Source organism: Bacteroidota bacterium, from assembly GCA_018266835.1.
Taxonomy (GTDB): domain Bacteria; phylum Bacteroidota; class Ignavibacteria; order Tepidaquicellales; family Tepidaquicellaceae; genus JAFDZO01.
In genome coordinates, this window is record JAFDZP010000002.1 from 1683986 (window position 1) to 1706658 (window position 22673).

The window sequence follows — 22673 nt, forward strand, 5'->3', positions numbered from 1 at the left end:
ATTTAGTCATCTTAAACTTAAGATTAAATTCATTCTTTAATATTTTTAATTCAAAAAAGGGTTGTTAAGTTCCATCAGTTTACGATTATTTTTCAATAAGTTTTCAAATTTCTGAAGATTTTTGCAAATTCTGCATTTTTGAGGGGGCGCTCTTGTCCCGGCAAAGCCGGGACTCCTCAGCAGAAAGAGACAGGTTTTATCTGTCTCTTTCTGCTGAGGACTGAATCTTCGATTCAGAAGAGCGCCCTCCTTCACCCAAAATAGTATATCAATTATTGAATTTAATCTCTCGCCTTTTCTTCCGAATTTTATTCAAACAATTATAATACTATGAACTACGCAGACTTAAGAAGAGAGTACATATCAAAAGATTTTGATATCAAAGACACCGATAAAAATCCGTTCGTTCAGTTTGAAACATGGTTCAGCGAAGCAATGGAAATAGATAAAGACGATACTAATGCATTTGTTCTTTCAACATGTTCAAAAGATGGAAAACCTTCATCAAGAATTATGCTGCTAAAAGGAGTTGATGATAAGGGTTTTGTTTTCTATACAAATTACCTCGGAAGAAAAAGCAAAGAGCTTTTAGAAAATCCTAACGCATCAATTTTATTTTTCTTTAAAGAGCTTCACAGGCAAATCAGAATCGAAGGCAGGATTGAAAAAGTAAGCAGAGAAGAATCTGCTGAGTATTTTCATTCACGACCTGTTGAAAGTCAGATAGGTGCATGGACTTCAATCCAAAGTTCAAAAATCGAAAGCAGAAAAACTCTTGAAGAAAAATTCGAGAAGTATTCAAAAGAATTTAACGGAAATGAAGTTCCGCTTCCTGATTTCTGGGGAGGCTTCAGACTCATTCCCGATTACTTTGAATTCTGGCAGGGAAGAGAAAGCAGGCTTCACGACAGAATAAGCTACGAAAAAGAAAACGGCAGCTGGAATTTATCCCGCTTATCTCCGTAAATTTTAATATCATTTTAAATTATACACCAAATTCCCCCTCTTTAACAAGGGGGGAATATAATTATCTTCAGAGAATAGATTGCTTCTTTTTTTCTTATAATCTATTTTTGATTTAGTTAAAAATTCCGTCCGCCGAAAACTCCTCACCCCGCAGAGGAGAAAAACTATTTTCCAAAATTTTCAATTCACATTTTATGAAAAAGATTTTTCTTATTCTGGTTTTATTCATTTATTCAAATTCTTTTTCGCAATGGTCGCGGGCTAATGCCGGAGTTGACGGCGGAGTAATTTTTTCCATTTATGCTATGCCTTCCTCAAATACTCTCTATTGCGGAAGCAACGGCAGCGGAGTGTTTAAATCAACCAATGCGGGAGATAACTGGGCTCCGGTTAATATCGGAATATCTGAATACGGCTTCTATCCCACATGCTTTGCTTCCGTTGGAAGTACTGTCTTTATGGGAGCAAGTTATTCCGCATCTAACGGCGGAGGAATGTACAGAACAACTGACGGTGCAGCAACGTGGCAGAAAATAAATTCAGGACTTAATGGAAAAGCTCTGGATATAAATAAAAGTACTACACGAAACTCAGATGTCTTTATTACAACTGATAGCGGAGTTTACCGCTCAACCAATAACGGCAGCAACTGGGTTCATCTCACGGCATCAATAAATCCCGTACCAAAAGCGGACGGAATATTCTTCAAAGGCGATACACTATATATAGGGACAAATCAGGGAGTTTTTTATTCAACAGGAAATTATTCATCATGGACTTCAGCAACAGCCGGCTCACCCGGAGGTCCCGCAACTTCATTTGCATACTACAACGGAAATTTATACAGCACATTTTTCGGAAGCGGTGTTTTTGTTTCTTCAAACAATGGCGCAAACTGGAGTGCTGCAAACTATAACCTTACAGGTAATCTTCTTAACTTAAGATGTGTTTATGTTTTTAATAATTCCCTTTACGTTTCCTGTAACGGCGGAGTATTTATGCTCGGAAGCAATACATGGAACTCAATGAGTACGGGACTTCCGACAGATTATCCTTATTTCTATTGGCTCACATCAGTTCCCGGAAAGTTAATCACATGCACTTATGCAAAAGGAGTTTATGTAAGTTCAAATAACGGAGCATCATGGAATCAAAAAATTTCGGGACTTACATCTGGTTACGTTAATGCAAAAAAAATAATTGCGTCGGGAAATATTTTGTATGCGGCGACTTCCAATAACGGAGTATATAAATCCACTGATAACGGAATAAACTGGTTTACCGTAAATAACGGTAACTCTCTTGCCTGCAATAATATCTGTTCTATCGATTCAAGACTATATGCTCTCTCCGATGGAGGAGTATTTTACACAACGGATGGCGGCAGCAGCTGGACATCTCTTAATAACGGATTATCAGGCAACGATTTAAAAGTTTACAGTATCATGAAATCCGGTGCAACTTTATTCATAGGAACATACAACGGCATTTTCAATTCTACAAATGACGGGCAGACATGGATCGCAAATTCCTTTCACGGAACACAAAAATTAGTTGTTACAATGAATCAGATCAACGGAGTTCTCTTCGCAGGCTGCTCTCCTTCAACTCCTTCTCTTAGTAAGTCTACTGACGGCGGAAACACATGGAGCACAGTTGCATATTTCAGTTTTCAGGCTGAAGTTTTTGATATCTATATTGACGGAACGAGTATCTATCTTGGCACAGGACATGGAGTTCACCGTTCAACAAATAACGGACTTAACTGGACAGTTTTAAATAACGGACTTGGCGCTGACCCGTATGTTTCATCTATAATACGAGTCGGTTCTGCGCTCTTCTGCACTCAGATGTTCGGTGGCAGAGGCTTGTTCCGTTCCTATGATAATGGCGCAAATTGGGTAGATGTAACGGGTTTATATTTTATTTTTTCAGATTTCAATGATGTTATTAATTTTAACAATAATATTTTCGTTGCAACGTCATCTGCAATATATTATCAGCCGCAAAGCCAGCTAACAAGTGTAAGAGGAATGAGCGGAACAGTTTCATCATTCAGTCTTCAGCAGAATTATCCTAATCCGTTTAATCCGGCTACTACTATAAAATATTCCATAAAACAGAACGAATTTGTAACTCTTAATGTTTTTGATTTAGCGGGCAGAATTGTAAGCACTTTAATAAATGATTACAAAACAGCAGGAGAGTATAGTATTAACTTTAATGCGGCTAACCTCCCTTCAGGAATTTATTTTTACACTCTAAAAGCAGGAGATTTTTCAGAAACAAGAAAAATGATTTTAATGAAATAAGATTGCGGTTTCACTTTCAGTGAACAAACAAAAAAGACCTTTACCGGAAACGATAAAGGTCTTTTTGTCTTTAAAAGTAATTTGAAGAATTTTATTTTATCAGTGACATCTTTTTCACTTCGCTGTATCCACCGCTTTCTAATTTATAAAAATAAACTCCGCTTGATAAATTTGCGCCGTTAAACTTAACTGAATAACTTCCTGCTGCTTTTGTTCCTTCCACTAAATTAGCAACTTCCTTCCCGGATAAATCAAAAACCTTTAATGTAACGAAAGATTTTTCTTTTATATCGAAAGAAATATAAGTCTCCGGATTAAATGGATTTGGATAATTCTGCTTCAATATAAAACCCGAAACAGCCTGATTGTTATTATTCACTCCGCTTGGCAGATTTGAAATATCTAGCTCAAACATGCTTCTGCCATGCGTAGCTGCAATAAGTTTTGCAGATGACTGGTGATAAACTAAATCAAATACAGGTGAGTTAGGCAATCCCGTTCCCAGCTGAGTCCATATAGCGCCAAGTCTGGTAGTATAATAAACTCCTGCATCTGTGCCAACAAACAATGTTGAATCTTTATTATAATCTATTATTAAAGAGTTAGCAGGAACATTTAATAAATTATTTGAAATATTTGTCCAACTTTGCCCGTAATTTACAGTTCTGAAAATATGCGTATTGTTCAGATCCATATTGAATCCGCTTAACGTTACATATGCAATCGCAGGATTTCTTTTGTCCACGACAACATCTGTAACATATCTCAATGGAAGTCCGCCGGAAACATCAATCCAGTTTGTTCCTGAATTAGTTGTAACCATTACCCTTCCGTCATCAGCTCCCGTGTAAATTACTCTCTGCGAAGAAGGTAGCACGGCATTTGACATACATGTAATTGTTCCTAGTCTTCCGTTAGCGCCTTTTGTTAAATCAGGACTGATAACACTCCATGTCTCCCCTTTATCAGTAGATTTATTTAAAACGTAAGAACCGAAATAAACTATGTTTGGATTTTGAATATCAAGCATGTAAGGCGATGACCAGTTCGTTCTGGTCAGGTCAAGTCCTCCGCCTATACCGGAAAAATTATTTCCGCCGTCATCGCTTCTGCCTATTCCTCCGTTTTGCGACTCCATATAAATTACATTTGAGTTCGTGTAATCAACTGCGCAATGAAAACCGTCGCCTCCATATAAAACACTCCATCCTGCAGGACCCGGATTTACCGAACCATGCGAGCCGTTATCCTGAGTTCCGCCATATCTCTTGATAGGATTTATAAAATCTATACATGCAGCGTAATATTGCGTAATAGGCAGGTCATATTTTTTGCTCCAGTTAGTTCCGCCGTTGCTTGTTGTAAAAATTCCACCGTCGTTACCGAGAATCATTGACTGATTATTTGTTGGATTTATCCACAAGCAATGCTGGTCAGGATGCTGCTGATCAAAAGAACCTGAATAAGCATTTGTAAGATTCGTCCAGCTTACTCCCGCGTTTGTTGTTCTGAAAACATCCACGCTTCCTATGTAAAGTGTGTTAGCGTTAGAGGGCGCAGTTTCAATAAGTCCGAAGTACCAGTCAAATCCTGAAGACTCCACGCCTGTTATTGGCAAGGTTGTCCAGTTCAATCCTTTGTTCGTAGATTTATAAACTCCGCTTATATTGTTGCCGTTTGTTGTTCTGTAAATTGCATGTATTATAGATGAGTTTGCTTTCGCTACATTAATATTTATACGTCCTGTTGTTGCAGATGGAGCAGGAAGTCCGTTTGATGCGCCGAGTAAAGTCCAGTTAGCTCCTCCGTTGCTCGAGCGGTACAATCCGCTTGATAATCCTCCCGTGCTTGAAATTGATGGAGGTCTTATTCTTTCCCACATTGCTGCATATACAATGTTCACATCTGTATAATCAATTCCCACATCAATTGCAGAGGTAGAATCACTTACAAATAAAACTTTGTTCCACGTCTGCCCTGCATCTGTTGATTTATATATTCCTTTGTTAACACTTTTGGAACGGTATCCCATTCCTCCTGCATAAACTATATTTGAATTTAAAGGATGAACTTTTATTGATGATACATTCAGCACTTCAGATAATCCAATAACACCCCATGTATCGCCTTTGTTAGTGGATTTTAAAATTCCGTATCCCGGATAACAATCGATTGCAGAGTTTGCCTCTCCCGTTCCTGCATAAATTATATTAGAGTTGTTCGGGTCCATTTCAAGACTGCTCATTCCCAGTGCGGGAGCAAAATCTGTTTTAGCAGTCCAGTTCACTCCGCCGTTAGTAGTTTTGAAAATTCCGCCGGCTGCTGCGCCGATGATGATTATGCTGGGATTAGCAGGGTCAGAAGTAATACATGTTACTCTTCCGCCGATGTTTGTCGGTCCGATAGGATTCCATGCTACAGTAAGACTGCTTGCATCAATCAAATCGTTTTTCTTCTTCATCGCATCGAAATATTTTTCGACAGGTATATCTTCTAACGGATATGCTCTTTGAGTATAAAACCATTCGGAAGGTTCAGTCTTTGCATGCTCCGATTCTTCCTTTTGTTCTTCGTTTTTTTGTACAGAATTTGTCTGAGGGGGTGAAGGAAACTTGTAAAATAATAGTGCGGCCAGCAGGAAAATTCCTGCAATAGAAATTATACTTTTCATGAGGTTAGTTTTTTAAAGATATATAATATCCGTAATTATTTAAACTCACTTACCTTCGAAAGCAGCCACTGTTTTTCAGCAGTCACTTCCTTTTTGATTCGTGCTTCAATATCATCTTTTTTCTTTTCTCCGTTTTTAATGCGTATCATTTCTCTTACGAAGTTTGTGAAGTTTGTAATAAGCACGCGGACATTTTCAGGAACGGATTTATCGCGTTTAATGGTATGCTTGAATGAATCAATTAAAGAGTAACTTGCATCAACTTCATTAAGCTCGTAATAATTTTTTAAAGTGAGATTTTTTATCAGGTATTTATGAAGTGAAAAACTGAAGTTAATTTTTAAAAGCGCTTCAAGTGATTCTGAATATCTTTTTTTCGAAAACTCAATATTTGCCAGACAATAATTATAAACATCATCCTTCAATTCTTTCTTCATCTTATCTTTAAAATCATTGATGAATTTTTCGGCAAATTTTATTTCTCCCAGACGAAGCGCCGTTGTTACAATATTAATGAAAAGAAACTCCGAAAAGATTATTCCATATAATTTTCTCTTTAGAATTTCTTTCTGGAGATTAAATAATTCATTAAGATAGTTTACATTTCCTTTCTCAAGCATTTCTGTAGCATAATTAGTAAGCGTAGTATATATAGAAGGAAGTGCAGTTTCCTGAATTTTAGCGTAAAGTTTTTCTTTGTTGTGTTTCAAAGAATAATAATACTTTTCTTCGCCGCTTATATAAAGCAGAAGTTCGGTGTAATATAAATCAAAAAGATTTTCTTTCCCGGAATAGTTTTCAGCAGCAAAGCTGTTTATTTCTTTAAAAAACGGAAGCGAAAAATTATTATCGGTGAAGCTGCGTTTTTCCTTAAACCTCTCAATGAATTTGTGAATAAAAGTAAGCGCAAAATAATTTGAGAGGCATTCTATCTCTTCATCAAAAAGCAAAATTGCTTTTTTCCTTTCCCTGTAGAAATAAAAAGATTTTATTGCTTGTATAAGCTCAAATTTTTGCCTGTAATACTGGTTGTCTTTTCTTTTACAGCTCTCAAGTTTTTTGTTGAGTTCTTTACTCTTTATTTCAAAAAGAGCTTCGGAATTTCTGTTTTCAAGCTCCTCAAGTACTCTTTTCCCGACTGCCTGTTCATCGTTGATAAAATTATTGATAGCAAGATAATCCAGAACAAGCTTCATTGTTTCTGAAACAAGCTTTCTCATTCTTGCATCATTGTATTTTTCAGACGGGTAAATTAATTTAAAAATATTTTGCCTTGTAAAATCTTCTGCTTCAAAATCAGGATAATATTTTTTTATTGCCGCAAAAAATTTAAGAATATATTCGCCCGATGTATTTAAATAAGGTGACTGTAAAAATTTTTCAAACTCTTTTATCTCGTGCTTAGAAAAAGTTTTCAGCAGTAAAATTAATTTTGTGTCATTCATATAATGTTACTCACAAATTTCAAAAAGTTTCTTTGGAAATAGCAGTTTTATTGGGTAAATTTTGTAGTTTTACAATTGAAGACGGTAAATTAATTTAACGATTTTAGCGTACATGATAAAGTATATTTTAATTTTTTTAATTGCTGCTTCCTCCCTGAAAGCGCAATGGTTACAATCCACAGGTATTCCTGCCAATCATTTAGTTTACTCAATGGCCTCCTGCAACGGCAAAATGTTTGCAGGTACGGGTGTTGGTATTCTTACAACAGGAGGACTGTCAGTTTCAACCGATAATGGAATTACATGGACAAGTGTAGATATGAACTGGAGCGGACAATCCGCCGTAATGAGCCTGGCAGTAAAAGATAATTATATTTTCGCAGGTACATACGAAGACGATTTGTTTATTTCAAGTAATGCAGGAGTGAACTGGACTCATGTTTTCCTGAATAATTCCGGCGGAGTTTTTGAAATAGGCATATCAGGAAATAACGTTGTTTGTTACACAAATGGAACAGGACCTATCTGGGCTTCCACTAATATGGGAGCAAACTGGGCGATTATCAATTCCTCAGCTATAGCTCTTGTGAATGATTTTCTCACACATGACAACACATTGTTTGCCGGATGCAGTAATGGATTGGGATACTCAACTAATAACGGAATTAACTGGGATACGGCAGGCAACCATGGATTACCTTCTAACCCTGATCATACTAAACCAATAAGTGGTATTACTTATCACAACGGAAAAATATTTGGAAGCTGTATTCAAAAAATTTTCTATTCAGCAGATAATGGAAATAACTGGACACAGGTAACAGCCGGAGTGCCCGCCTACTCTAATATTTATTCAATGATATCTTACGGAGGTAAAATTTTTGCAGGCTTGACAGGAACAAGCGACGCAACTAAAGGTGTCTTAGTATCTTCTAACGAAGGTGCAAGCTGGGCATTGATGAATCAGGGATTCAGTTCTGTACCAAACATTAGAGTGCTTATGATTAATAGTGAGTTTATGCTCGCCGGCGCTTATACAGGCGGAGTGTACAGAATACCATTATCAACTATAACCGATATCGGTAATTCACCGGAAATCGTAAAACAATTTTCTTTGAAGCAAAATTACCCTAATCCATTTAATCCTGAAACGATAATAAATTTTGTAATTAACAAAAAAGATTTTATAAGTTTGAAAGTTTATGATAATAACGGGAAATTAGTCGCTTCATTGGTAAATAAAGTATTGGAAGCGGGAAGTTATTCTTATAATTTTAATGCGCAGAGTCTTCCATCAGGAGTTTATCTTTATAAACTGGAATCACCGGGTTTTTCCGATTCAAAAAAAATGCTTCTTATTAAATAATTTGTAAAGTAATTATAAGACCTTCTTTTAAATGTTTAAATTAATTCTAAATTGTTTTGCTGTTTTGTTTATATCAGCTTCTTCTCTGTCAGCTCAATGGGTACAGTCCACAGGAATTCCTCAAAGTCATGTCGTCTATTCCATTATACAATGCAGCGGAAAATTATTTGCAGCTACGGGAGTAGTTAATCTGGAATATGGAGCTATACTTTCTTCAACGGATAACGGAGTAAGCTGGGGCAATGTAGATGTAAATCAACCCAATTTATCGGCAGTTATGTGCCTGGTAGTAAAAGGTACCTACATTTTTGCCGGAACCTACAGAGACGGCTTGCTCATCTCAAGCAATGCAGGTAATAACTGGATAAGAACAGATGTAACTACAGCCGGTTCAATTTTTCAAATAACTATTTGCGGTAACAATATCGTTTGCTATACAACAGGCAACGGACCTTCAAGAATATCAACTGATAATGGTGCTACATGGAATACTGTGAGTGAAAATGTTCTGAAATATGTTAATAGTTTTTTAACTATAGGAAACACTTTTTATGCCGGAGCAGAAAAAGGTTTAGCATTTTCTATAGATGACGGACTAACCTGGTCACTCGCAGCAAACAATGGAATACCATTCGATGGAAACGGTCAGAAGCTTATATATAGTCTTGTTTCACATGACGGCAAAATTTTTGCAAACTGTCAGCAAAAAATCTTTTATACAACCGATAACGGGAATAACTGGATAGCTACTAATATTTCACTTAGTAACTTCGGAAGAGTGTATTCAATGATTTCTTATAACGGAAAAATATTCGGTTCGATGTACGGACTCAGCGATACTGCGCGCGGAGTGATAACTACAACTAATAATGGTATAAACTGGTCAAATTTAAATACCGGAATGCCGGGTCCTCCGAGCGTTCGCTCATTATTTATAAATAATGAGTTTTTGCTGGCGGGAACTTATTCAGGTACAATCTATAGAATGCCGTTATCTGCTGTAACCGGATTAAATAATTCACCGGAAATTGTAAAACATTTTTCTTTGCAGCAAAACTATCCGAATCCCTTTAATCCCGAGACGAAAATAAATTTTGTAATTAATAAAAAAGATCTTGTAAGTTTAAAAGTTTATGGCAGTGATGGGAAGTTAGTTTTTTCATTGGTGAATAAAGAAGTAGAGGTGGGAAATTATTCGTTTACATTCAGTGGAGAAAATCTTCCTTCGGGAATATATTTTTATGAACTGAAAGCGGGAGCAATATCCGATACGAAGAAAATGATATTGGTGAAATAACCGAAAAAGTAAAGTACAAAGAAATTAATATTTCATCATATCAATTTCTTCGCCGGAGAGAGTAAACATTTTCTTCATGCATTCGGCAGTCATGCATGAGTGCGAAGGCAGAATTCCGAGTACATCACCGATTTTTGTTTCCTCAAATAATTCATCGGAAGCCTTTATAATTCCGTGCTCCTGTGAGAGTGAGCTTACATAACTCTTTTTATCGGGAGCGTCCCATCCGGTATCATTAAGATTTACAACATAACCAAAAGCAGTTGTTCCATTCTCCATAACGAAAGAATCCTTTGAGAAATGTATTCCGCCGCCGTAAATTAAAATTTCTCTTCTCCCTTCATTTTTAGCAACTACCGGACAAGCCACTGCTACTGCAATTTGTTCTATATCACAGACTCCGTTACTCCACTGCTGCAAATCATAGAATGCAAAATTCCCCGGGCGAATTTCATCCGCTCCTTTAAAATTTTTCATTAAACTGCACGAAGGTGTATCTCCAATGGAAATTAACATATCAGGATAATCTTTTAAGTAAGATTTTTTCAATTCAGTTAAAATTGATAAACCTTCTTCATGAATTTTTCTTACCTCTTCGACTGACTTAGCTTTATATGTATGTCCCGAATGAGCAAGAAATCCTTTGAAAATTAACGCATCGTTTTTCTCTTTTAAAATTTCGTCAATTAAATTTTTATCCTTCGGGTCAATTCCTGCTCTGTGAGTACCCGTATCAATCTTTATAAAAAATCCAACTGGGTGCTTAAGATTTTCGTTTATAAATTTTACTGAATCAATTTCCGTAATTAATAAATTCAGATTTATTTTTTCTGCCAATGAATTTATTCTGTTTATCTCAAGGATGTTGACAGGAAACGCTACCGTAATATCGCGCCAGAAGGCATTTGCAAAATACTCTGCCATTCTGAGTGAAGAGACCGTGATTTTATCAACTCCAAATTCCCTGTACCATTTACCTATTTCAATTGCCTGATGTGTTTTGAAGTGAGGGCGAAAAATTAAATTATTCTTCTTCGCCTTATCTGACATGAACTTAATATTTGCTAAACATTTCTGTTTATCAACTAATAAAGTCGGAACAGTGATTTTCATTTCGTTATTTTACTTTCATTGCCGAGCTCTTTCAGCATCTCCCATGAATAAATTCCGGTGTTGTGTCCGTCCTTCCACGTGACCTGCACTCCATAGTTTCCGATTTTTTCAATTTTATCAATTTCATAAAATCCCGCTGCTTTGAACGGAGCCTTCAACGGAATGTATGTATCGAATATAACTGATTCACCCTTGCAGTGAACGCAGGGACATTCATCTCTTAAATTTTTGAGAGTAATTTCTGAAACCGAATCATCGCCCCATGTAACCTGTAAAGAATTGTTTTCGGTTTTGTTTATCTTTTTCGGAAACAGCATTATATTTTGAACCTTCCTACAAATTTATTTGAATTGTTCCACTTTGCCTGATAGTCATACTTCACATAAAATATTTTTATATCTGCCTGGTAATCGTAATCAACAAAGAAAACTTTTGTATCTGCCTGGTAATCATACTTTGTAAAGAACCAGTTCTGGTCTTTACCTGTTGCCTGATAATCGTAGTCCGTTACATAGACACACAAATCTGCCTGGTAGTCGTAGTCAACGACTTTGACTTTTACATCTGCCTGATAATCGTACTTCACTCTGTAAACGTTACCGGCTTTAACATTTACGGATAGAAAAAATAAAGCTGCTAAAACAAAAATTGTTTTCATAATTATAAAATTTATTATCTAAATTACTCATTCAAGGAAAATAAACATAGGAAAATTTTTAAGTGGTTAAAAGCACGCATAATGGTTATTTTACAAACTTTCTAAAATTTTACCCCTTAGTACACACACAATGCAGGAAATATTAAATCAGCTAAAAGAGCTTTCGTATAACTTATCATGGACATGGAACAATGAGTTTTATTCCGTCTTCGAAGAAATAAATAAAGATTTCTGGATATGGAGTGATCGCAATCCAATCAAATTTCTTGATACTATCAATCACTCTTTTCTTCTTGAAACAATTGAAAAGAAAAATCTCAGAGACAGAATTACTGAGATGTATATCGATTACAAAAAATATGTTTCAGCCGATACATTCTATAAAGAAAATTACTCCGATATAGTTTCACCGACAATTGCATATTTTTCAGCTGAGTTTGGTATAACAAATTGTTTAAAATTATATTCAGGCGGTCTGGGAGTTTTATCGGGCGACCACATGAAATCTTCTTCAGATATAGGACTACCATTAGTCGGAGTCGGGCTTGCTTATCTTTACGGTTACTTCAGACAATTTATTGATAAAGACGGAAGACAGTCAGAGTTATATGAGAAAAATAATTTTGAGTATCTCCCGATGCACTTAGTTACCGATGACCATTACCGGCCAATTAAAATTTCAGTTGAAATGCCGGGACGAATAGTTAAAGCACAGATATGGAAGCTTATAGTGGGCAGAATAAATTTATTTATGCTTGATACATTTGTGGATGAAAATACAGTTGATGATAAAAGAATTACCGATATACTTTACGGCGGCGATACTGAAAAAAGAATTCAGCAGGAAATACTGCTGGGTATCGGCGGCAAAAAACTTCTTGATACACTCGGTTACAATATAAAAGCTTATCATCTCAATGAAGGACACTCAGCTTTTCTTTGCTTTGAAAGAATTGCAGATAAGATGAAGGAGCTGAACATTTCTTTTCATGAAGCAAAAAAAATATGCTACAACTCAAATATTTTCACAACTCACACTCCCGTACCTGCAGGTATAGATATTTTTGAGAGAAGTTTAATTGAAAAATATTTTAAGACTTATGCAGAAGAGAAATTAAAACTCTCTTTCGATGAATTTTTTAAAGAAGGTGATTTGTACGATGCTGATACATCGAACTCAAAATTTAATATGGCAGACCTTGCTATAAATAATTCCAATTTCATCAACGGAGTAAGCAAGCTGCACGGAGATGTTTCGCGCAAGATGTGGAATCTTCACAGTGACAGGACACAGATTGATTCCATCACAAATGGAATACATACAAAATCTTTTTTATCAAAATATTCAGAAAGATTATATATAAATAATTTCGGGAAGGACTGGATTAAGCAGGAAGGCATCTGGGATAAAATAAGCGAGCTGACCGACGAAGACCTATGGAAAACAAGAACAAGGAACAGAACTAAGTTGATAAATTTTGTCCGCGAATCAATCTCGGACAATTTGAAATCACAGAATGCTTCCTATGAAAAAATTCAGGAAGCGGAAAGTTTGTTGGATGAGAATGCTCTAACAATAGGTTTTGCAAGAAGATTTGCGACTTATAAAAGAGGGGACCTGATATTTAAAGATATTGAACGGTTAAAGAAAATCCTTACAAATCCTAAAATGCCGGTGCAGTTTATTTTTTCCGGTAAGGCACATCCAAAAGATAATGAAGGGAAAGCAATCATTGCTGAGATAGTTGCATACATGAATGACAATTCGCTAAATCATAAAATAATTTTCTTAGAGAATTACGAGCTTGAAGTTGCAAAACGTCTCGTTCAGGGATGCGATGTGTGGCTCAACAATCCAAGGAGGCCGCAGGAAGCATCAGGAACAAGCGGAATGAAAGTCATTGCAAACGGCGGATTGAATTTTTCTATCCTCGACGGATGGTGGGCTGAAGCTTACGCGCCTGAGTTCGGATGGAAGATAGATTCTATTGAGGATGTTTCACTCGAAGAGAAGGACTGGTTTGAAGCAAACTCAATGTACACAACTTTAGAAAAAGAAATTTTACCTTTGTTCTATTTAAGAGATGCTCATAATTTACCTGTGGAGTGGATAAAGAAAATGCGTGCATCAATTAAAAATCTTGCAGGATATTTCAGCACTCAAAGAATGGTAAAAGAATACACAGAGAAGTTTTATACAAAAGTATTTTAATTTTTATTATAAACAAAAACACCTTCTAATTAAACTGTAGAAGGTGTTTTTTTTATATCCCCGAATGATTAGAATTATTTCTAACTCATAAAAACTCTTTCAAACGTCCAGTAAATTGCAAATAAACCTATTACAACTGAAATCGGTATAGCGACTTTTTGCTTATACCATATTTTATCTTTTGTCCATTTGCCGAATAAAATATATGCAAGCATTATAACCGCAATTTGCCCCAGTTCAACCCCCACGTTGAAAAGCACCAGGGCATAACCGAATTCCTTCTGCGGCAACCCAAGCTCCTGCAGCGCGCTTGCAAAACCAAGTCCGTGTATCAATCCAAAAAAGAAAACTATCGCAATAGTTATTCTTTTAAAATCTTTTACAAGTATTACTTCAATTGCTATAGCTAAAATTGTAATTGCAATGAAAGGTTCAACAATGTATGAAGGCACGTTTACAATTTTAAACATCGCAAGTCCCAGTGTTATTGAGTGCGCAACTGTAAATGTTGTTGCAAGCAGTAAAACCTGCTTCATAGTTTTGCACATTAAATAAAGCCCGACTATAAATAGTATGTGGTCAAATCCATAGGGAAGTATATGAGTAAAGCCCAATTGAAGATACAGCCAGCTTACATCTATCCTTGATAATTTATCTATATCAATCGGATGTGCGAAAATTATTGAAGGAATGTATGTTATAAATAAAACTATAATTGAAAAAAATATTTTCTTTTTCATTTCTGTGAGATTGAAAATTATTGTTGTTCTGTTTGGCTTAACCAGGGATATATTTTTAGTGCATTTGAAGTATATTCTTTCGCTTTAATATCATTGCCTGCTTTTTCATAAATTTTTCCGGCGTGATACATCATCAGCGGGTCTTTCACTCCGAGCTTCAATGCAGTCTCAATATTTTTCAAAGCTTCTTCGTTGTTTCCGTTTTTATATTCTGCCCATGCAAGTGTATGAAATGTCTTGAAGCTGTTGTTTCCTTCACTGATATATTTTTCCGTTGTGTGTATAGCATCTTTTAAGTTCTTGCCTTGGTTTATATTGAAAAGTATAAGTTCTAAATCAGTATCTACACCTTTCTCTTTAAAATATGTATTGATGAATTTTACCTTTGCATAACTCTCTTCTGCTTTTTCTATCTGTCCTGTTATTTTGTATGTGTCTGCAAGCATAATCAGATATTCCGGAAGCTTATTTTTCTCTGTAATTTTTTCATACAAGGAAATTGCGCCTTCATAATCTTTTTCGTATAGTTTTATCTTTGCAAGTCCCCCGAGGGCATGAATATAATTAGGATATTTATTCAAAGCACTCTGATATTCATTTTTAGCCGCTTCCCTGTCACCCGATAGAAAATATAAATTTCCTAATTGCACCGTGCACCATGCAGTGTTTTCTCCTGTAGGCGCGCCTGCAGTAATTGCCATCTTCATTGCATCAATTGCTCCCGGTAAGTCACCGTGAATTTCTCTTATGTAGGAAATTCTTGAGTACGAGCTTAAGTCAGGTCTTGTATCTACCATTACCTGCGCTGATTTTATAGCATCTTCGTACATTCCCAGTTCAACCTGAGCATCTACGATAACGCTTAAAACATAAGCAGAGTACGGATTTAACTCTTTCGCTTTCAAACCTGTTTCCAAAGCTTGTTTAAAATTGTGTTCCGATAAATAAATTGAACCAAGCCCGGCATACGCATCTGAATTTTTGTCGTTAATCTCAATTGCTCTCTCAAGAAAATTCTTAGCATCTTCATAATACTGCGGGTCATTTTCTTCACGTGTCTTCTGAATATATGCGTATCCTGTTTTCACAAGTAAACTTACATTATCGGGATTGCTTTTAAGGTCTTCCTGATTTTTTGAAATATATCTGTCAACAGATGAAACTGAATTTGAAACATACGATGTCTTGCTGTTCAGAATTCCCATAACATTATTGCGTGCTTTGTTCTTTCTGTAATCAAAGAACTTCCATGTTCCTATTCCTAAAACTATAACTGCTAAACTGTATATTATTATTTTCTTCATGCTGGTTGAATTAAAGAGAATTAAACGCAAAGAGCGCAGAGATAACGCAAAGCTGCGCAAAGAAATTTCGTGAAATATTCAAAGAAATTAATTCAGTTAAACTTCTTAGCGGACTTTGCGAAGAACCTTCGCGCTCTTTGCGTTTAGTTATTATAATTGTGCTCATAATTTATTGTATTAAAATTCCTCCGGCAGAATTTCACCGGAGGAGATGTTCATAGAATTATTAAATTATTTAAGTAACATCATTTTTCTTGTATCTTGTCCTGCAGATGTTATAAGCTTTACAAAGTAAGTTCCTGTAGGAGCTGCCATACCGTCATTGGTCTGGCCGTTCCATACTACTGAGTTTACTCCTGCTGCAACAGTTCCATCAACTAAAGTCTTTACTTCTTTGCCAAGCATATCGTAAATTATTATAGAAACCTTATCATTCTTCAAAAGATTATATCTTATTTCTGTTGAAGGATTGAACGGATTTGGAAAATTTTGCTGAAGTCCGTAAGATGTTGGTAAACCGTTTGGTGAACCTGTATTAAAAATACCTACTATAGAACCGTGAGTATTTGTATATCCCTGGTGAGGAGCAGCTAAATATGGGAATGTAGTTGCAAAATCTTTATCATTTCTTTGAACGCCGTCACCTAACTGAGCATTTATACCTGTGCTGTAAGGAGGTCCGAGCAATACACCCCCTACCACTCTTAATGCAATATCAACAACGTCATCTTTAAGTCTTCTTCCGTTAGGGAAACCTGCATTATCACCTGCGATAACACCAAGTCTGTTTTCATTTGCAAACGGAACAGGTGCGATACCTAAGTTAATTCTTAACTGCTCTGATGGAGTTCTTGTATCCTGTGGTCTTTGGTTTAATCCGCTGACACCTGTTAAGAACACTGCAACTAAATCATTTCTTCCTGAAGTTGGGATATCATCCGTAACAGGATAAAGCGTATTGATTATTCCTGCAAGTTCAGGATTTGTAACGTAATTTAAAAACTGTGCATCACTTACAGGTTTAGAAGCATTCCATAAATCTTTTTTTCCTAATGGAATAACAACTTCGTTTACTAACGGCATACCTAATCTAGAAACCTGAACATCTAATCCTGTTCCGATTCTTGTACCGTCTGAATTAATAACTGTAGTAGTTTTTCTTGAAGTTGTTGACCACACACCAACTATTGCATTTGAATCTGATGCTGAAGGATTCGGGCTGCCGTTTCTTGTAACTTCTGATTTCGGAACCTGAATTACTATTGAGTGAACATTGTATCCTGCAAGAGCATCCTTACCGCCACCGCCGTTACCGGGAGCATTAGGTCTGATTTTCAATAAATCGAAAGTTGCGCCAAGGTCAACAAAGAATGCATCGTCTGTTGGTCCGGCAAAAACTTTTCCGCCGCTTGATGGTAAAGTCTGAACACCTGCCTGCATCAAAGCATTGTAATCGGGCATTGAAATAGGACCTGCATAGTTCGGGTCACTTGGTCCAGGACCGCCTACATAAGCCGGAGGAACAGGAAGTGCAGATGAAGTCCATGCTGTTACACCATTAACAATTTTCTTTACAACGTAAGTTTGTTTTACATTAAGGTCAGGATCGTTTAATGAAGTTACAGAGCCTGTATTGTAAAGGAATGTATTTGTGTTAGCAATTACATCTGTAAACTGAAACTGATAAACTACGTGTTCAAGTCTGTCGCCAACGTTATCAATTTTAATTTCGTAAGTAACGTCAGTTCCGAATTTATTGAAGTTAGGACCGCCTGACGGCTCTTCGAACGGATTAAAGCTTGCAACAATTGTAAGCGCAGTCGGCGCATCGGGCGCAACGAATGCATACACATCTGTATTATCAGCCTGCGGATCTGCGCTGATAATAGGTGCCTCTCTGTGACTGGATGCTTCCGTATCTACTGTAAAGTAGAAAACTCCGCCGCCAATACACAAGATAGCGATAAGAGATAGAATAATTCTTTTTTTCATTTTGAACTCCATTTGGTTAATTAGTAAAATATAAATGCATAACTAAATAACGAAGAAAGAATCAAAATGGATTTAATTATATTTTTTAACTCATTATTTAAAGTAAAATAAACTTTAAATTGAAATAAAAAGATACAAAATGTGCGCTTTAAACCTTAAAAATCACCTGTAAACGGGGTTATTGTTGAAAATAGATTAATTTTATAAGATACATTTCGTTGTAAAATTATTTTGCGAATGGGTTATTTCTCTATATCTTTGTTCAAGTAAATTTAAACCCCCTAAAACAATGGTAACTATATCATCAGTTGCAATTTTAGTAATCCTCTCAAGCTTCGTGGCTATGCTGTTCATGAAGGCGGAGAAGAAGTAAAAAAAATTTTTGGAACTTTCTTATCACCCCCTTTAAGAAGGTTCATACTATAATCCGGTTTAATAACTCTTAAACCGGGTTACGATTTTTCAAAGCTCTTTCATAAATATAAGTAAACAACCCACGCAGATAGTCTCTGTTTAGAGAAGAGGCATTGGCTATTTGCAATGAACTGAAAAACCCGCTGTACCCAATTACAGCGGGTTTCTTTTTATAAAGCAAATTTGAAGTAAATTATTTTAGGAAGGTGAGAACTTTTGTTTCCGAGAAATCCTTAGTAACCAATCTATAGAAATAAATTCCTGTTGGTAAATTTGAGGCATCAAATGTTACGCTATATTTTCCCGCGTTTTGATTTTGCGCTACTAAATCTGCAATTTCTTTTCCATTAATATCATAAATTTTTAATGAAACAAAATTAAAAGATTTTATTTCATAATTAATTTTTGTGGTAGGATTAAATGGATTGGGATAATTTTGAGATAATGAAAATTTTTCCGGAATTTCAGTTGAAATAGTCTGAATTCCAATGTAGCTTCTATTGCCTATGAACATATCATCTATGTTGCACCATAAGGCATTTTCAGAAGGAATGTAATATCGGAATCCTATATAAATTTTTTGACCATTGAATGATGATAAATTAAATTTGTATTGCGTCCATACATTTACTGCACTGTCAAGGTTGCTTTTAATTGTTGAAAGCTTTAAAACAGAAGTTTGAGGTGACTGTGCAGAGCAAATCCAGATCTGAAGTGAATCAACGTATAAAGCAATACCGGGAGTGCTGCCTAAAAGTCCCCAAAAAATCAGGCTGTCACCTGGTTGAATTCTTAAACTGTCAGTCCATACCCAGTCATCTGCTATGTATGAACCGCCTTCGCCTGCAAACCAAGAAATATGTAGAGATTTTTTCCCGCTATGAGCTCTTGGTTTATTAATGTTTGTATCTCCTCCAAGATTCTGGTTTGTGTCTCTTACAGCCCAGCCCTTATTTCTTCCGAACAAATTAGAATCTGCATCAAGTTTTTTCCATTTAAGCGGAATGCTGTCAGGATACTGAAGTGAGATGTTTTCAAAATCACTTTGAAATAAAATCCGCTGCGAGTAAGAATTTTTAAACATCAAAATTGAAAAAAACAGGATGACGATTTTTAATGTTGTTTTCATTATTTTATCAGAATCATTTTTTTTGTTTCAATATTATTATCAGATATTAATTTATAGAAGTAAACTCCACTTGATATTCCTGATTTCCCTGTAGTATCGAAAGTTACACTGTGTACGCCGGATTTTTTATATCCATTTACCAGAGTTTCCACTTCCTTTCCGGATGAATTATATACTTTCAGTGTTACGTAGGATTCTTTTTTAATTGTAAAGCTTATCCTAGTAGCAGGGTTAAAGGGATTAGGAAAATTTTGCGAGAGCAAAACATCTTTTTTTTCTTTTTCGTCGCCTTCGATAGGCTGCTGAGGAACTATTAAAGGCAGAGTACTATATTGATTTGATAATATGTTCAGCAGTTCCTGATCACTTACGGCAAATAGCTGTTTCAAAACAGAGGAATAGACTTGTCTGTAATCATACTGAAAATTAAGATTTCCGTTGTTCAGGTTTACCAGGTCCGGATTGTTACCATAAACTCCCTGATTAACTAAATCACCGAATACAAATAAAGGAGCAGCAGTTCCATGATCAGTACCTGCACTGCCGTTTTCAGAAACTCTTCTTCCGAATTCTGAAATTGTCATACCAACAACTCTGTTATTAATTCCATTCAGCTGTAAGTCCTGCATGAAAGAAGTAATAGCTCCATTCAATTTATTAAGTAAAATGTTATGAGCAATTAACTGTGATGAGTGAGTATCAAATCCTGCCAATGTTACTACATATAGCCTGGTATTAAGTCCACCGTCAATTAATTTAGCTACAATTTTCAATTGATCAGCCAATGTATTATTAATAGGGTATTCTACCAAGTTGTTTCCTAAGTCGGCTGCCTGCTTTACTCTATTGGCATATTGAAGAGAATCAGCGCCTACCTTTCTTGCAAAGTTCAGTTCCATTCCTGCCAGGGTTTTAATTGTTTCATAACCGCTGAAGGCAGCTCCCTGAGTCAGCTGATAAAACTGGTTAGGATCCTGAAATGTAAGACTCATATCACCGACTTGTGAAAGAAGCGATAGATCTGCGCTTGTACCTATTTGAATTGACATAGGATCGGGCGGAAGATTACTTGGGAAATTGGGATATTCTTCATGTAAATATCTTCCGAGCCATCCGGTTTGTAAAACCTGATTTGAATCTGAGGCTGTATGCCAGATATCCGTTGCTCTGAAATGTGAAAAGTTTGGATTTGCATAACCAACGTTTTGAACTATCGCCAGCTTACCATCAATCATAAGATTTTTAAATTCAGTAAGCGCAGGGTGAAGCCCCATAGTTGAACCGGGCAATGAAAGCACCTGATTTTGAGGTATGTTTAAATTAGGTCTTTTTATAAAGTAGTTGCTATCCTGATACGGAATTAAAGTGTTTAAGCCGTCATTTCCGCCAAGCAGCTGAACAACAACAAGTATTTTATTAGTAGTAAGCAAAGGATTTAAGAGATTCTTTGCAACAGAACTTGCTCCGAGAGCTTTAATTGGAATACTGTTGAAAGAAAGCGCAGCGCCAGCAGTTCCAATTGATATTGTTTTTATAAAATCTCTTCTTTTCATTTTAGAGCGTTAGATTTTAAAATTTTAATATAACTGATACTCTGCCATATAAATGATGGCTTTTAAAAATTTCTTTATTTTGTTTGGAGCCTGAGGATCTGAAATATTCCAGTCTTGAACAATTGCTCCGTCTAAGAGAACCTGAAGCAGATAATTCAACTGTTTTTCGGAAATCTTCAGTCTTATTAAATGTTCGGACATATCTTTTACTAATTGCAGAGCATTATTTGGCTGCGGAAATGAAGTAGCAAAAGCAATCGGATCAACAGAAAATCCCGTTGGAGTGTTATCTTTTTTGATTCCGGTAATTGCACTTTCATTAAATGCATTTCTTACTGGTAAAGAGAAAGAGTTCAGCCAGTTTCTGTAACCTAGCCAGCCTCTTACGTTCGGAGGATCTAAAATATATTGATTAGCTAAATTTCCTTGAAATATCAGATCGTTCAGATTTGTATTTATGGTAGAGGCGTTCAAAGAAATATTTAACTGGCGTAACTGGCCTATCATTATTTGCAAAGGTGATTTTATTAACGAGCCCATTACATTTTCAGAAAAAAATAATTCGCTTTTTAATAATGTCTTAAGTACAGGCGCTATTTCAAAATTGTTATTTCTTAATATCTCAGCCAATTGATTTATCACAGGCATGGCATCTGTCATATCAGGACTTTGATTAACAAAAAATTTATAGAATTTTGAACAAATAAAGGTTGCTGCTGCGGGCTGCTGAAAAACAATATTAATAACGTCTTCATCAGTCCAGTTTCCGGTCTGTCCGAAATATGTTTTATTTGTATAATCATGTCTCAGGGGAACAAATTGAGCGCCCAATCCATTTGCAACCCAGCCTGTAAGGGCTCTAGCACCTTCCCGGATATCGGTTTCCGTATAATTTCCAATTCCCAGTGTAAATAATTCTAAAAGTTCTCTGGAATAGTTTTCATTTGGCTGACCGACAGCATTTAAAGCCCCATCTAGATATATCAGCATGGCAGGGTCGCGGTTTATAGCAAAGGTCAGGTTTTTGAAATTTCCAAAAACGAATCTTCTAAACATTGTATTTTGGATGTACAAATATTGGGGAATCTGAACTGAAGTAACTGAGGAAGTAAAGTGGTTATGCCAAAACAAGGTCATTAATTCCCGAAGATTAGGAGGCTGGTTATACATTAACTTTGCCCACCAGATTCTTAACTCATTACACCTCTGATAGTTTGTCTGGACATTGCCAAAATCGGGAGGTTCTGATATCCAGGCACCAGGTGAATCGGGCAGTGTATATGGTTCAAATAATTTTTCAACCGCAGCATCAGGAGTAAGAGTTAGAAAATAATTTATATCGGAAACTTTTGCACCGAACGTCGTTCGGTTTAACAGGTGGAGCACCATTTTTTTATTCCATGGTCTCCCTGCACTTGGGATATAAGGATCTAATGGATTTACCATAAATGTAAGTTTTTATAAATTAAGTCAAAATTTGAATTAAATATTGAATCATCCG

Annotated in this window: 17 protein-coding genes; 5 read left to right on the forward strand and 12 right to left on the reverse strand. The window is 36.0% G+C overall.

Annotated features, from left to right (window positions below; translation table 11 throughout):
• Positions 1-330: 330 nt before the first annotated feature.
• Positions 331-966, forward strand: a complete 636-nt coding sequence (gene pdxH, locus JST55_09145) for a pyridoxamine 5'-phosphate oxidase (GenBank protein ID MBS1493665.1) — start codon at positions 331-333, stop codon at positions 964-966.
• Between the two features lie 194 nt (positions 967-1160).
• A complete protein-coding gene (locus tag JST55_09150; GenBank protein ID MBS1493666.1) occupies positions 1161-3278 on the forward strand; it encodes a T9SS type A sorting domain-containing protein in 2118 nt (705 codons plus the stop codon).
• Positions 3279-3369: 91 nt separating this feature from the next.
• On the opposite strand, the gene JST55_09155 is transcribed toward JST55_09150, so the two are convergent.
• Both JST55_09155 and JST55_09160 read right to left on the reverse strand, forming a co-directional pair.
• Positions 3370-5949, reverse strand: a complete 2580-nt coding sequence (locus tag JST55_09155) for a T9SS type A sorting domain-containing protein (GenBank protein ID MBS1493667.1) — start codon at positions 5947-5949, stop codon at positions 3370-3372.
• A 35-nt stretch (positions 5950-5984) separates the two neighbouring features.
• Positions 5985-7394, reverse strand: a complete 1410-nt coding sequence (locus tag JST55_09160; GenBank protein ID MBS1493668.1) for a hypothetical protein — start codon at positions 7392-7394, stop codon at positions 5985-5987.
• Positions 7395-7506: 112 nt separating this feature from the next.
• Between JST55_09160 and JST55_09165 the strand changes: the two genes are divergently transcribed.
• Both JST55_09165 and JST55_09170 read left to right on the forward strand, forming a co-directional pair.
• A complete protein-coding gene (locus JST55_09165; GenBank protein MBS1493669.1) occupies positions 7507-8760 on the forward strand; it encodes a T9SS type A sorting domain-containing protein in 1254 nt (417 codons plus the stop codon).
• A gap of 31 nt (positions 8761-8791) precedes the next feature.
• A complete protein-coding gene (locus JST55_09170; GenBank protein MBS1493670.1) occupies positions 8792-10057 on the forward strand; it encodes a T9SS type A sorting domain-containing protein in 1266 nt (421 codons plus the stop codon).
• Positions 10058-10081: 24 nt separating this feature from the next.
• Here JST55_09170 and JST55_09175 read toward each other — a convergent pair whose 3' ends face one another.
• Genes JST55_09175 through JST55_09185 form a run of 3 tightly spaced genes read right to left on the reverse strand, consistent with a single transcriptional unit; the run spans position 10082 to position 11828 of the window.
• The gene (locus JST55_09175) at positions 10082-11170 is read right to left on the reverse strand and encodes an alanine racemase (protein MBS1493671.1); all 1089 of its coding nucleotides are present in this window, start codon (positions 11168-11170) and stop codon (positions 10082-10084) included.
• Complete coding sequence (locus tag JST55_09180) at positions 11167-11484, reverse strand: DUF971 domain-containing protein (GenBank protein ID MBS1493672.1); 318 nt, start codon at positions 11482-11484, stop codon at positions 11167-11169. The genes JST55_09175 and JST55_09180 overlap by 4 nt, the downstream gene beginning before the upstream one ends.
• 2 nt (positions 11485-11486) lie before the next feature.
• Positions 11487-11828: a hypothetical protein gene (locus tag JST55_09185; GenBank protein MBS1493673.1), complete on the reverse strand. Its 342-nt coding sequence runs from the start codon at positions 11826-11828 to the stop codon at positions 11487-11489.
• Positions 11829-11958: 130 nt separating this feature from the next.
• On the opposite strand from JST55_09185, the gene glgP reads away from it, so the two are divergent.
• A complete protein-coding gene (gene glgP / locus JST55_09190) occupies positions 11959-14040 on the forward strand; it encodes an alpha-glucan family phosphorylase (protein ID MBS1493674.1) in 2082 nt (693 codons plus the stop codon).
• A gap of 80 nt (positions 14041-14120) precedes the next feature.
• Here glgP and JST55_09195 read toward each other — a convergent pair whose 3' ends face one another.
• The 7 genes from JST55_09195 to JST55_09225 all read right to left on the reverse strand — a co-directional run bounded on the left by JST55_09195 (position 14121) and on the right by JST55_09225 (position 22618).
• A complete protein-coding gene (locus JST55_09195; GenBank protein MBS1493675.1) occupies positions 14121-14780 on the reverse strand; it encodes a HupE/UreJ family protein in 660 nt (219 codons plus the stop codon).
• A 17-nt stretch (positions 14781-14797) separates the two neighbouring features.
• Positions 14798-16084, reverse strand: coding sequence for a tetratricopeptide repeat protein (locus tag JST55_09200; protein MBS1493676.1), 1287 nt, complete (start codon positions 16082-16084; stop codon positions 14798-14800).
• A 10-nt stretch (positions 16085-16094) separates the two neighbouring features.
• Positions 16095-16250 carry a hypothetical protein gene (locus JST55_09205; GenBank protein ID MBS1493677.1) on the reverse strand — a complete coding sequence of 52 codons (156 nt, stop codon included), beginning with the start codon at positions 16248-16250 and terminating at the stop codon, positions 16095-16097.
• Positions 16251-16315: 65 nt separating this feature from the next.
• The gene (locus JST55_09210; GenBank protein ID MBS1493678.1) at positions 16316-18076 is read right to left on the reverse strand and encodes a DUF4331 family protein; all 1761 of its coding nucleotides are present in this window, start codon (positions 18074-18076) and stop codon (positions 16316-16318) included.
• Between the two features lie 607 nt (positions 18077-18683).
• Positions 18684-19619 (reverse strand): T9SS type A sorting domain-containing protein, encoded by a 936-nt coding sequence (locus JST55_09215; GenBank protein ID MBS1493679.1) that lies wholly within the window; start codon positions 19617-19619, stop codon positions 18684-18686.
• Complete coding sequence (locus JST55_09220; GenBank protein MBS1493680.1) at positions 19619-21172, reverse strand: DUF1501 domain-containing protein; 1554 nt, start codon at positions 21170-21172, stop codon at positions 19619-19621. The genes JST55_09215 and JST55_09220 overlap by 1 nt, the downstream gene beginning before the upstream one ends.
• A gap of 24 nt (positions 21173-21196) precedes the next feature.
• Complete coding sequence (locus JST55_09225) at positions 21197-22618, reverse strand: DUF1800 domain-containing protein (GenBank protein ID MBS1493681.1); 1422 nt, start codon at positions 22616-22618, stop codon at positions 21197-21199.
• Positions 22619-22673: the final 55 nt, after the last annotated feature.